General features: G+C 63.3%; 12 protein-coding genes. 7 read left to right on the top strand and 5 right to left on the bottom strand.

The window, feature by feature from the left end:
• Positions 1-191: 191 nt before the first annotated feature.
• The 6 genes from MOV14_RS01425 to MOV14_RS01400 all read left to right on the top strand — a co-directional run bounded on the left by MOV14_RS01425 (position 192) and on the right by MOV14_RS01400 (position 6,042).
• A complete protein-coding gene (locus MOV14_RS01425) occupies positions 192-1,397 on the top strand; it encodes a hypothetical protein (RefSeq protein WP_318537450.1) in 1,206 nt (401 codons plus the stop codon).
• Between the two features lie 57 nt (positions 1,398-1,454).
• The gene (locus MOV14_RS01420; protein WP_318537449.1) at positions 1,455-2,051 is read left to right on the top strand and encodes an HD domain-containing protein; all 597 of its coding nucleotides are present in this window, start codon (positions 1,455-1,457) and stop codon (positions 2,049-2,051) included.
• Positions 2,052-2,066: 15 nt separating this feature from the next.
• Positions 2,067-2,858 (top strand): hypothetical protein, encoded by a 792-nt coding sequence (locus MOV14_RS01415; protein ID WP_318537448.1) that lies wholly within the window; start codon positions 2,067-2,069, stop codon positions 2,856-2,858.
• 117 nt (positions 2,859-2,975) lie between these two features.
• Positions 2,976-3,905, top strand: a complete 930-nt coding sequence (locus MOV14_RS01410) for a PLP-dependent cysteine synthase family protein (RefSeq protein WP_318537447.1) — start codon at positions 2,976-2,978, stop codon at positions 3,903-3,905.
• A gap of 2 nt (positions 3,906-3,907) precedes the next feature.
• Positions 3,908-4,690: a hypothetical protein gene (locus MOV14_RS01405; RefSeq protein ID WP_318537446.1), complete on the top strand. Its 783-nt coding sequence runs from the start codon at positions 3,908-3,910 to the stop codon at positions 4,688-4,690.
• Between the two features lie 5 nt (positions 4,691-4,695).
• Positions 4,696-6,042, top strand: a complete 1,347-nt coding sequence (locus MOV14_RS01400; protein ID WP_318537445.1) for a 4Fe-4S binding protein — start codon at positions 4,696-4,698, stop codon at positions 6,040-6,042.
• Here the strand turns inward: MOV14_RS01400 and MOV14_RS01395 are convergent.
• Positions 6,017-6,586 carry a class I SAM-dependent methyltransferase gene (locus MOV14_RS01395; RefSeq protein ID WP_318537444.1) on the bottom strand — a complete coding sequence of 190 codons (570 nt, stop codon included), beginning with the start codon at positions 6,584-6,586 and terminating at the stop codon, positions 6,017-6,019. The genes MOV14_RS01400 and MOV14_RS01395 overlap by 26 nt on opposite strands.
• Before the next feature lie 90 nt (positions 6,587-6,676).
• Here MOV14_RS01395 and MOV14_RS01390 point away from each other — a divergent pair, with 90 nt between their 5' ends.
• Positions 6,677-7,846: an MFS transporter gene (locus MOV14_RS01390; RefSeq protein ID WP_318537443.1), complete on the top strand. Its 1,170-nt coding sequence runs from the start codon at positions 6,677-6,679 to the stop codon at positions 7,844-7,846.
• Positions 7,847-7,996: 150 nt separating this feature from the next.
• Here the strand turns inward: MOV14_RS01390 and MOV14_RS01385 are convergent, their stop codons facing one another.
• From MOV14_RS01385 to MOV14_RS01370, 4 genes are all read right to left on the bottom strand, one after another.
• Positions 7,997-8,962: a hypothetical protein gene (locus MOV14_RS01385; RefSeq protein WP_318537442.1), complete on the bottom strand. Its 966-nt coding sequence runs from the start codon at positions 8,960-8,962 to the stop codon at positions 7,997-7,999.
• A gap of 3 nt (positions 8,963-8,965) precedes the next feature.
• Positions 8,966-9,559, bottom strand: coding sequence for a MarC family protein (locus MOV14_RS01380; RefSeq protein WP_318537441.1), 594 nt, complete (start codon positions 9,557-9,559; stop codon positions 8,966-8,968).
• Between the two features lie 63 nt (positions 9,560-9,622).
• Positions 9,623-10,324 (bottom strand): hypothetical protein, encoded by a 702-nt coding sequence (locus tag MOV14_RS01375; RefSeq protein WP_318537440.1) that lies wholly within the window; start codon positions 10,322-10,324, stop codon positions 9,623-9,625.
• Positions 10,321-11,253 (bottom strand): ABC transporter ATP-binding protein, encoded by a 933-nt coding sequence (locus MOV14_RS01370; protein WP_318537439.1) that lies wholly within the window; start codon positions 11,251-11,253, stop codon positions 10,321-10,323. The genes MOV14_RS01375 and MOV14_RS01370 overlap by 4 nt, the downstream gene beginning before the upstream one ends.
• Positions 11,254-11,311 lie beyond the last annotated feature (58 nt).

Genomic DNA, 11,311 nt, shown 5'->3' with positions numbered 1-11,311 from the left:
TACGCAAAGCTCGGTTTCAGGGTGGCCTCGCTGTCCCGCTGCGTCGAACCTCTTCTCTTCGAGGAGCTCGCCTCCGAGGAGGAGTACCACAGGAAGCTCCTGGAGAAGGCCATCGCTTTTCTGCGAAGCGGAAGTAGCGACTGCCCCTGAGCCCTAAAAGCAAATATACGGCTACTGTTGTTGTACCTTGTATGCGTCCCCTCCTAGCCATCGCTCTCCTCGCGCTTCTCCTCGCCTCTGGATACTCGTTGGCGCAGCCCTCCGAAGCTAGGGTTCTCTGGAGAGTCACCTCGGCGGAGGGGGCTGCGTTCTCAGCCTGCTTCGGGAGAAGCCTCTATGTCGTCGGCTACACGGGTGCGGGATCAAACCTCTCGGGTCGGATCGAGGTTAGAGACCCCCTGAGCGGGGAGCTCGTCAAGAGCTACTCGTACCGCGGCGCGAGCATCCTCTACTCCTGCCTCTACACCGGGGGCAGGCTCTTCGTCGCCGGCGTATCCCCTGATGGCAGGTGGATCGTGGTCTCCTTCAGCGATGACCTAACCCCGCTGCGGTCCTACACCGGCGTCGCTGGCTACGCGACCGCGCTCGCGTCGGACGGGAGGTACCTCTACGTGGCCGGCATCGACTCCTCGACGGCTGGAGTGAGGGTCGAGAAGCGGGACCTCGAAAGCCTGAAGCTCGTCGCAGCGTACAGCCCGAGGGTCTCCAACACCGGCGTGTACTCGTGCGCGCTAGGCGATGGCTCGCTCTGGCTCGCGGGCACAGCCCTCACCCCCGGGGGATTCACATGGAGGGTTGAGAAAATCGCGGCGAACATGAGCCCGCTTCTGGGGCTCCGGCCGGGCATAGCGGGCTACGCTTTCTCGGTAGCCTTGAGCGGGGAGGGGCTTGTGTACGTCACCGGCCCCAACGGCACCATCGTTTTAGACAGCAGCGGCACGGTGCTAGCTAAATCATCGGTGGGGGGCTACAAGCTCGCGGTGGTGGACGGCTACATCGCACTGTACGCGGAGTCCGTGAAGCCCCTCTTATACCTCCTCAACTCAACTACTCTTGACGTAGCCGCAATCCTCGAGCTCTCCCAGAACCCGGCTCACCCCACCCTCGGCTCAGTGGCCGTGAACCATAGCACCGTCTACATAGCCGCAGCCGAGAGAGAGCAGCAGGAACCCCGCTGGTCAGTCTACGCCATCAAGCTGGATCTCGGGAGGAAGAACGCAACGCTACCCAGCCCACCCCCATCCGTCAACACCACGGCTCCGCCCCAGCACCAGGAGCAACTGCCACCGCTTGTGGTCGTCCTCCCAGAGGCAGTTACCTCACTGGCCTTAATTATCGGTTTGGCTGTGGCGGTAGTTGCTCTTAGGCGAGAGAAGGGAAAGAGAACCAGGGGCTGATCGCCAAGGGCCCGATGCATTAAACTATTTATACTGCAAATAGATGGGAGCTACCCTGTGAGAGAAGTCCTGGCCTCATCCGAGAAAGTGTCCCGCGAACTACTCGGGGATGACTTTGTGCACGGCTTCCCCCACGTGGAGCGCGTGATGAGGTTCGCGGAGAGGATAGCCTCAGAGGTGGGCAACGTCGACCTGGACCTGCTCAGGGTGGCAGTCTACCTTCACGACATCGGCAGGAAACTCGGGGAGCCCCACGCCTACTACTCCGCTAGGCTCGCTGAGAGCCTGCTGAGAGAGTGGGGTGTGGGGGAGAGGGAGGTGAAGCTCATCGTTAACGCCATCGAGTACCACAGCTTCAGCTACGCCAGGAGCCGAGGCGTGAAGCCCCTCAGCGTGGAGGCGATGATCCTGAGCGATGCGGACAAGCTTGACGCCCTCGGCGTCGTCGGCTTCCTGAGGGTGCTGGTCTACGGCTTCGAGACGGGGCGGAGCGTGGAGGACAGCCTCGCCCACTTCGAGGAGAAGATATTCACGCTCAAAAGCCTGCTCCACTTCGACGCTTCCAGGAGGATCGCCGAGGAGCTGGAGGCGAGGACGCGGACCGCCGTGAGCTGGCTTGTCGAGGAACTCGCCATAAAGCCTAAAACTGTGTGAGCGCGTGTTTATTCTATGGGTGAGCCTGCAACTGGTCTTTCAGGCCTAGTCGTCTACCCGGGGCGTGACGTCCGCCTCGTGTTGCTGCTGGCGGAGAAGGGTGCAGACCTCTCCCTTCTCCTATCTGGGATCGCGCGGTGCGCGGGCAGGGACGTTGAGCTCCTGAACGTGTGGACGACCCGGGGGGAGCTCGTGGACGTGCTCCTCCTCTCCGCCTCGTGCAGGAGCGAGGGCTGCCTAGAGCCCTTCCTGGCCTGCCTCGGGGGCTTAGAGGGCGTCAAGGCCGTGGACAGTGCACCAGGGCCGGCTAAGGGGCTGGCGGTGGAGAGCTGGGGGTTCCCCGTGCTACAGGGCACGCGCAGAGCCCTCGTTCTCGACTCCGAGCTCTTCGGCTCGATGCTGAGGGAGAGCTGGAGGCTCCTAGGCAGGTCCCTCCTGCTGCCGCTGTACAGCGCCTCGTTCGCCTACGGGCGGGAGCTGGCCCGCGGGCTGAGGGGCCTCGGGCTCGAGGGGAAGGGTCTCCTCGTCGCCGCGTCGGAGGTGCTACGGCACATGGGGCTGGGCAAGGTCTTCTGGGAGTCTGTCACCGACTCGCACGCAACCGTCACGGTTCACGGCAGCGCCGAGTGCGGCGCGATGAGGGGGGTCGCGGGCTTCGAGTCCTCCATACTGAAGGGCCTCGTCGCGGGCATCGTTGGGGAGCTGTGGGGCGCCGACAGAACCTCTATCGAGGCCAGGGAGACGAGCTGCATAGCCAGGGGCGACAGCATCTGCCGCATCGAGCTCGCGCTAAGGCAGAGGAGGTGAGAAACCCCGAGACCTCATCACGGGGCTCAGACCGCTGAAGGCCCTGTCACCCGGTCCTCGTCTTCCACGCCACAGAGCCAGGTTAAAACTTTTATCCTCCGTAGGCATCACGGTAGCGTGGCAAGCGTTGAGGATCTTATAGGCAACACGCCACTGGTCCGCCTCAGGAGGATAGAGCCCCTAAGCGGCGGCGAGGTGTATGTTAAGCTCGAGTACCTGAACCCGACCGGTAGCCACAAGGATAGGATCGCCTTGTACATGATCAGGGACGCGGTCGAGAGAGGACTCCTCGAGCCCGGCGGGACGGTGGTGGAGGCATCCAGCGGAAACACCGCGATCAGCGTCGCGTGGCTCGCGGGGCGGCTAGGCTACAGGGCTGTCATCGTCCTGGAGGAGGGCACCTCCCCCGCTAAGGTAGCGGTGATAAAGGCGCTCGGAGCCGAGGTAATCTTCGCCCCGAAGGTCCCCCGAGACCACCCGGACCACATGATCAACGTGGCAAGGCGCGTCGCCCACGAGAGGGGAGGCGTGTTCCTGGCCCAGTACTCGAACGAGGCGAACGTGAGGGCGCACTTCGAGACCACCGGGCCCGAGATCTGCAGAGCGCTGGGGGACAGGGTCGGTTGCTTCGTCATGGGCGTGGGGACCGGGGGGACGATCGTGGGTGTCTCGAAGTACCTCAAGAGCGTCATCGGCCCCAGGGTTAAGGCTGTGGCAGTGGTGCCGAAGGGCTCGCCGGTGGCAGGCGGCAGAGGGCGGGGGGAGGAGATTGAGGGCCTAGCTGTTTCCACGGTACCGGACATACTCTCCCGCAACCGGGACCTGGTTGACGCCGTAATAGAGGTCTCGCTCAGGGAGGCGGTGGAGTGGATGCTTAGGCTCGCGAGAGAGGAGGGAATCCTCGGGGGAGTATCCACGGGCGCGAACATCGCCGGCGTCCTCAGAGTAGCGGGGGAGTGCGACGGCGCAATCGTCACCCTAGCCCCCGACTCGATGTTCCGCTACGCGAGCCTTCTTGAAAGCTCTCTAGGAAAGAATATATTGTAAGTATGCACGTCCATCTTGTGGAGCAGGATCACCTAGTCGCAGGCCTTAGGGACCTTCGCAGTGCCTCGAAGCTACTGCTAGTAGCCTCGATCCTCGGAATCTTAGTTAGCGTGGCGATCCTGTCTGCGGTCCCAGCCCTGCTCTCCATCTCCCTGACGGCTCAAACCTCGATTCAGGGCTTGGCGAGCAGGCTGATCGCGTGGTTACCGTTGCTAATCATCGGAGCCCTGCTGGGCTTAGCCTCCGGGGTCATAAGCCTCTACGCCATCTACGCGAAGCTGCTCCCCTCGAGCAAGCACCTCGCTAAGTGGAGACCCTCCGTCTTCGACACGCCAAGGAAGCTGCTGTACATAGGCTACTGGGGGGCGCTGGCCACAGGCGTCCTAGCCTTTATTGCCGCGGTTGCTCTCGCTGCGGGCGCTCTCCCAGCTTTGATGCAAGCGGCTCAGGCAGAGAGGCTGATTAGACTGGTAGTACTTTTGATGCTACCTCTCATCCTCGTCGTTCTCGCAGGCATCCTCGCGTTCGTGGGGGAGGTTGGGATGATAATGCTCTTTTACGAGCTGGGAGGGGCCCTCCAGTCAGAGAGGTTCAAGCACGTCGCTCTGCTGACGGTGGCGTACATCCTCGGGGGCGTCCTCGTGGGCCTGATCCCTAACCCTGCAGCTATGCTCCCAGGCCTCGTCGTCGTCGCGGGTCTCCAGGCTGTCGCCTTCTACCTCGCTATAGAGGAGTGCACGAGGATCCTCTCCTCCGCTCCGCAACAGCCACCTGCGGGGGTGTGAGGCCGGTGCCCGAAGTAGAGGTCGCAGAGTACCCTAGCTCGCCGGCTCCCGAAGAGATCGCGCGGAGGCTCGGAGAGCTCGACGGCCTAGTCGTTGTCGGCGCGTGGAGCCCAGGGGACTGGCTGAGGATCAGGGGAGAGCTAAGGAGGATAGGTGCCAGGTGGAACCGCGTAGTCTACATCGACTCGCAGAGGGATCCGGCGATCTCCGGAGTCAGTCTGGATGGCCTCGTCAGGTCGCACAAGGCGTACTTGGAGGCATCGGCGGAGTACATACCGGTCGTCGTCTCGGAGGCGGGCAAGACCGTGTCGCGCCGCGAGATCCTGAAGGCGGGCCTAGGGGTGTTCTTCACGTACACTGCGATGCCGGAGGTTCGAGACGCTCAGTGCTCATCGCTGAAGAGCTGCAGCCTCTGCCTCAGCTCCTGCCCCTACGACGCCCTATCCGGGAAACCCCCGGGAGTCTTGGAGCAGAAGTGCGTGGAGTGCGGGCTGTGCGCCTCCTCCTGCCCATCAGGCCTCCTACTAGTCCCAGCCTTCCCCCCTGTAGCGTTGCGGAGGTTGCTCTACGAGCTGAAGTCGAGCGGCGCCCAAGGCGTTGTCGTGACGTGCCCCGAGGGCAGGACCAGCGTGTACAGCGGCGGTTTGAAGGGAGCGGTCGTTGAGGTACCGTGCGTGGCCGCACTGAGGATACACGAGTACCTCTTCGCCAGGCAGCTGGGGCTGAACGTGGTGCTCCACTGCCCGGCCGAGCTAAGGGCTAAGTGCCCCAGGGGCAGGGCGGTCGAGGAGTACCTCGCGCTGGTGCGCGAGGCCGAGCTCATCACGTCAAGCAAGGAGGCTAAACCGGTCTCAGGCGAGAAGCTCCCAGACATCATCGCCCCCCTGGCCTCCGGCGAGAGCAGCTGGGTTCCTCTCAGCCGCCTCCCCCTCTTCCGCGTAGAGGTGGACGCTGAAGCCTGCACGCTCTGCGGGGCATGCGAGAAGGCCTGCCCCACCCACGCCCTGTCTCTCCGGCACGGGGAGGGCTACACTCTCCTGTTCACCCACTCGGACTGCATAGGCTGTGGCACCTGCGTTTCGGTGTGCCCTGAGAAGGCGGTGCGCCTCGTGAGGGCCGCGAACCCCGCGCTGCTGTCAGCGCGCTCCCCAATCGCGGTGGCCAGCTCTCCGGAAGCCCATTGCAGGCGCTGCGGCGCGCCCATAGGCCCCCAGGCGAGGATAGTGAGGATTGCGGAGAAGCTGAGGAAGGCCGGCGTCTCCGAGGCGCAGGTGGAGAAGCTCTGGCTCTGCGAGAAGTGCAAGCAGGAATCTCTAGCAGACGAGCTCAAGGAGTTCCTCGAGAGGGCTTGACGGCGACGAGGGTGAGAGTTGAAAGCGCTCCACGCCTCACACTCAGCACCCGCAGGCCACTTATCAGCCGCTCCAGCTCCTCGGCCGTCATGAGCCTCGCGGGGAAGCCGAGTGCTTTCTCAAAGAGCAGGATAGCTCTGCCCGCTAGCCCACACCTGTCGAAGTCGAAGACGTAGAGCTTACCGTTTACCCTCAGAGCCTCTGTTGCCTCCTGGATAGCCTTCTCGGGGTCGTCCATGTGGTGCAGGGAGTCGTGAAACACGGCAGAGTCAACGGACTCGCGCCTGAGCGGAAGGTAGCAGGCGCTCGCGCAGATAAACTCGACCCCGGCCGGCCTGCGCCGCGGAAAGTGCGCGGCGTCCACGTCGAGCACCAGGGACAGCTCGTACCTGCCGCCGATGCTCTCGGCGAGTCTCCCGCTGGCGCCACCCACGTCGAGCAGCACTCTCCCGGGAGCGATCGCGCCTGCCGTCTTCCCGTATATTCCTTGGGGGGCTAGCCTGTACAGGGCGAGTAGCAGGAGCCTACCGAGCTGCAAGTGCACCGTGTCTTAGCCTGCACTTCCCTGTACTTTTAGCATTATGTAAGGTAAATCTTATATAATAGTGACTTGTTACATGTAGTGCTGACCCGCATGGAGAACATGTTGAAGAGAATAGACAGGAGCATCGCCGCACTGCTATTACTGGGCTTCATGACTTCCCTGGGCAACGCCGTGATGAATGTCGTCCTTCAGCCCTACCTCAAGCACCTGGACCTCTCCCCCCAGGACGTCGGCTCGCTGCAGCTTGTGATGTCCGCCTCAACAGCCCTCGCCTTAGTGCCGTCGGCCTACCTAGCGGACATGCACGGCAGGAAGAGGGTAGCGCTCGCATCCTTGGCGTTTTCAGCCCCGGGCTTCCTGCTAGTGGTGCTCGGGGACGGGGCAGGCCCCCTGTACGTTGGCTTCGCCCTGCTCGGCCTGGGAAACGCGCTGGCCTCGGTTTCGCTGAACCCGCTCCTCGCCGACGTGACTCCGCCGGAGATGCTGGACTCCGTGGCGTCCTTATCCCAGATCCTCGGGCTGGCCGGCGGCTCGATCGGCATGGCTCTCTCCTGGCTGCCCCAGCTCGCGGCGTCATCCTTGGGTGGCTTGGTAAATGCCTACAGGCTGTTCATGCTCGCGGGCGGTGTGGTCTCCATGGCCAGCTTCCCGCTCCTTCTCGCTGTGCGGAGCCGCGACGTTAAAGGTGGCAAGAGCTTCAAGCTCGCCTTCACGAGGAATACCGTTCTCCTCTCTGCTGTGAACGCTGTGACAGCCCTCGGCGCTGGAGCGTCTGTGTGGATGATAAACTACTATTTCATGCTGAAGTTCGGGGTGGAGGCCGGCGAGCTCGGAAGCCGTATGCTCGCGGAAACCCTCCTAATGATACCCGCAACCTCACTAGCCCCGGTCGTCTCCTCAAGAATGGGCACGCTACACGCCATCGTACTTATGCAGGCCGCTTCGATCCCCCTCCTTCTGCTCACAGCTTGGGCCCCGAGCTTCCTCGCCTCCGCTACAGCTTTCACAGCGAGGAGCGTGCTTATGAACGCATGCAACCCGCTGTTCTGGTCGCTGAGCATGAGGCTGGTGGGCGAGGAGGAGCGCTCACGGTATACTATGCTGAGCACCCTCGCGTGGCAGCTGGCGGGGGGCTTCGGTTCGGCCATAGGAGGCTTGCTCATGGGCGTGAACCCGGACTACCCGCTCTACTTCACGGCAATCATTTACACGGCGGGCGTGCTCCTCCTCTACGGCCTCTTCAAAGGAAAAGAAGGTTGAGCAGCGGCCTCGATAGATGGCTTTTCCTCTCAATCGGCAACCGGGCGCGTTCTATAACGCGGTAGCACCATTATATCGGGAGAGGATTTTAAGTGTCGGAGCTGCACCGGGCGCTTGGGCTCGCGCTCAGCCCTCTGCCCATCCGTGGGGCTACGGGAAAACGGGCCTCGGGCTGTCCACGCACTCGAAGCTGTGAGACCAGCCCCCCTCTCTCAGGCTTTTCCAGAGAAGCGGCCTCTTGTACGCGGCCTCTCCTGGCGGTACTATGAGCTCGCCGTATACGCTCCTCACCTCTAGGGCTCTAACAGCCCTGTAGAACTCGACCTTCTCCCGCGCGGGGAACTGGCCCACGATGAGGGCTCTCTTCTTGTCGAGGAGGGCGAACCGGTACCCCGTGAGGGTCGACGTCACCCTTGCAAGCGCGCAGCTCCGCCACCCCTCGACCAGGTACACCTGGACTGGGATGCTGGTGTCTGGGATAAGCAGGTAGGCCGCGTTGCCGGTCCACGCGGGCTTGACGTGCCTCTTGAAGTGGTACTCCACTGCCTGAGTGGTGAGGTTCGGAAGAGAGTCGTCTAGGCTCCGCGCCCTCCCGTAGGCCGTGAACACCCTTAGGAAGGGGGCGTCCAGCTTGAACGAGAGCAGTGCGGCGTCGACGGCATCAGGCCTCAGCGCGTATACTCTGGGCTCCTCGGGGAGGGCGTAGTCCTCCTCGCTCGGCCTTCTTGCGCGCCCAAGCGGGAAGCCCGAGGGATCCCAGAAGACCAGCTCGAGGCCTCTCAAGACCCCGTTCTCCTCCTGCTCTCCCCATAGGACCTTCTTGGCTGGCGCCAAGCCCAGGCACAGCTGAAACTCATGCTCCCCCTCCAGCTTCGAGACGAACGTGCAGGCCAGCCAGGTCGGGCAGCCCCCCGACGCGAGGAGCGCGGCGGGCATCAGCTTAATGACCGGGAAGTTCACGAGGAACCTGAAGGCTACGACGCCTGAGAGCTCGTGCAGGACTCTCCTGGCCACGGTGTAGCGCAGGCCCGACTCCCGCGAAACCTGCTTCAGGCTTAGGGCCCTGCGGGCCGCCTTCACGAACTCCAAGTGCTCTTCCCCTAGCTGGGCGCTCATCGCCTAGCCCCGGCTTAGCACCTCGCGGAGCGCATCCTCGAGGCCGGACCTGATCATCGAAACAGCGAGCACGGCGAGCAGTAGCGAGAAAATCCTGGCGAGGACGAGCACGGTGTTCTTTCCCACCTTCCCGATTATGTGGTGGCTTCCCGACAGGATCGCGTACGCTATCAGCGTGTTCAGCGCTATCGAGGCGAGCGTGGGGAGGGTCCCGTACACACTGTTCAGGTACATGACCACGTATATGCTACCGGGCCCCGCGAGGAGCGGTGTCGCCATGGGCACTACGGCTAAGTCCTCGCTCCTCAGGGTCTCCGCCTCAACTCTGCCGACGAGCCCCTCCAGCGCCAGGAGGAGCAGGAGGATACCCCCGGCGATCTTGAAGTCCGTGAATGTCACGTTGTAGTACGTGAAGAACGAGTACCCGAAAAGCGTGAAGAAGACCAGCAGGGTGGAGGCGATCAGCACTGACTTCGCGAACACCCTCCTCCTCTCCCACTCCTTCATGCTACCGGTGAGAGCGTAGAAGATGGGTATGTTCCCAACCGAGTCGAGCACGATGAACAGCATCACGAACGCGTCCCAGTACTCCCGCACACGACACTACAGACCCGCACCTAGAAAAACCTTACACACCGTGCGCGCATGCCGTGGCGCTGCTCAGCGCACTCTCCTCGCTAACACCCAGAGGGCTGCGAGCTCTAGGCCCAGGAAGAAGCCACACGCGGCAGCGTGGCGGGCATCCACTGCTTCGACGCCGAGAAGCATCTTCGCCAGCTCAGCTACGTTGAACGTCGGAGCCAGGTAGCTGAGCGGCCTGACAGCCTCGGGCAGGATGCTGGCGGGGTAGTACACCGGTGGCACGAGGGTGAGGATGTTTCCTATGAGGTTCACCTTCGGGCCCGCGTTCAGGTCACCCCTGGCTACCACGTAGCCCAGCAAAACCCCCGCGGCCCAGGGAACGAGCACTACAAGGGTGAGCGCCGCGGCCACGGCGAGCGGGTGAGCGCTGACCGAGAGCGCCAGGAGCGCGGAGTAGGCCAGGATCGTGGCCACAGAGGGGAGTAGATGGCCGAGGGCCAGCCCGAACCTGAACTCCAGCATGCCCACGGGTGAGGCGAGGAAAGCGTCCTCGAGCTTGATGAGGCTGTAGTACGCCTCGTACACTGCACTCGAGGAGCCCGAGCTCAGCGCGAGCGAGAGTACCGCGCCGACCAGCACGTGCGGGAGCAGCTTGGCGCCGCCCAGCACGTAGAACAGGGCGAGAAGCCAAACAGTGTAGAGGATCGAGTTCACGTACGCCTGCCACGCCCTGAAACCCCTGCGCGAGACCAGTAGCGCCACTCCCAGCGCGCCCCTCACGGCTGCATCACCCTCCGGAAAAACGCGTCCTTCAGCCCGCACCTCCCCACCTTAACGTCTAGGCCGCCTCCCGCCTCCGAGATCCTCGCCGCCGCCTCGGCAGCCGCGTGCTTCTCGACGTAGGCCACGGCCACCGACCCCACCTTGTACACCCCCTTAACCGACGTGAGGCCGCTGAGCGCCTCGCGCACCCTCTCGTAGGCACCCTCCCCGGGAAGGGTCACCTCCACCCTAGCCAGCCCCGAGACCTCTGAGGCGAGCACACCCGGCGGACCCCTGGCCACGAGCCTGCCCCTGTTTATCATCACGACCTCGTCGGAGTTCTCCTCCACCTCGTCCATCTCGTGCGAGGTGACGAGCACGCGCACCCCCTCCTTGGACATCCTCTTGACCTCACCCCAGATCCTCACCCTGTTGACAGGGTCCAGCCCCGACGTGGGCTCGTCGAGGAAAACCGCGTCGACGTCCGGGGCTAAGGCCATGGCGAGCAGGACGAGCCTCCTCATGCCCCCGGAAAGCCTGAGGCACTGCTTGTCCCTGTGGTCCCACAGCCCGAGCCGCTCGAGGACCTCCCTCGCTCGAGCCCTAGCATCAGCCATGCTGTAGCCCCTCGCGAACAGGTAGTAAGCGACGTGCTCCAGAGGCGTGGCGCCCGTGTCGGGGCTGGCGTCCTGCGGGAGAAGCGAGATCCTCCTCCTCAGCTCCTCCGAGTCACTGGTAACGTCCAAGCCCAGGACCCTAAGCGTGCCCGATGTGGGCTTGAGGAGGCACGTCGCGATCTTCACGAAGGTGGTCTTCCCCGCGCCGTTCGGCCCCACGAGCGCGAGGACGCTCGCACCGGTATCGAAGCTCAGGCCGTCTATCGCCCTAACCGAGCCGTAGTCTTTAACGAGGTGCGAGGCCTCGATAAAGGTCTCGCCCGAGCGCATCTGCAACGCATAAAGTTTATGAAAAGTGGTTTATATATCTGCTCTCGCTGAAATCCTT

It is taken from the genome of Infirmifilum sp. NZ (genome assembly GCF_022693705.1).
Lineage (GTDB): Archaea > Thermoproteota > Thermoprotei > Thermofilales > Thermofilaceae > Thermofilum.
This window is presented reverse-complemented; position numbering and strand designations above follow the sequence as displayed.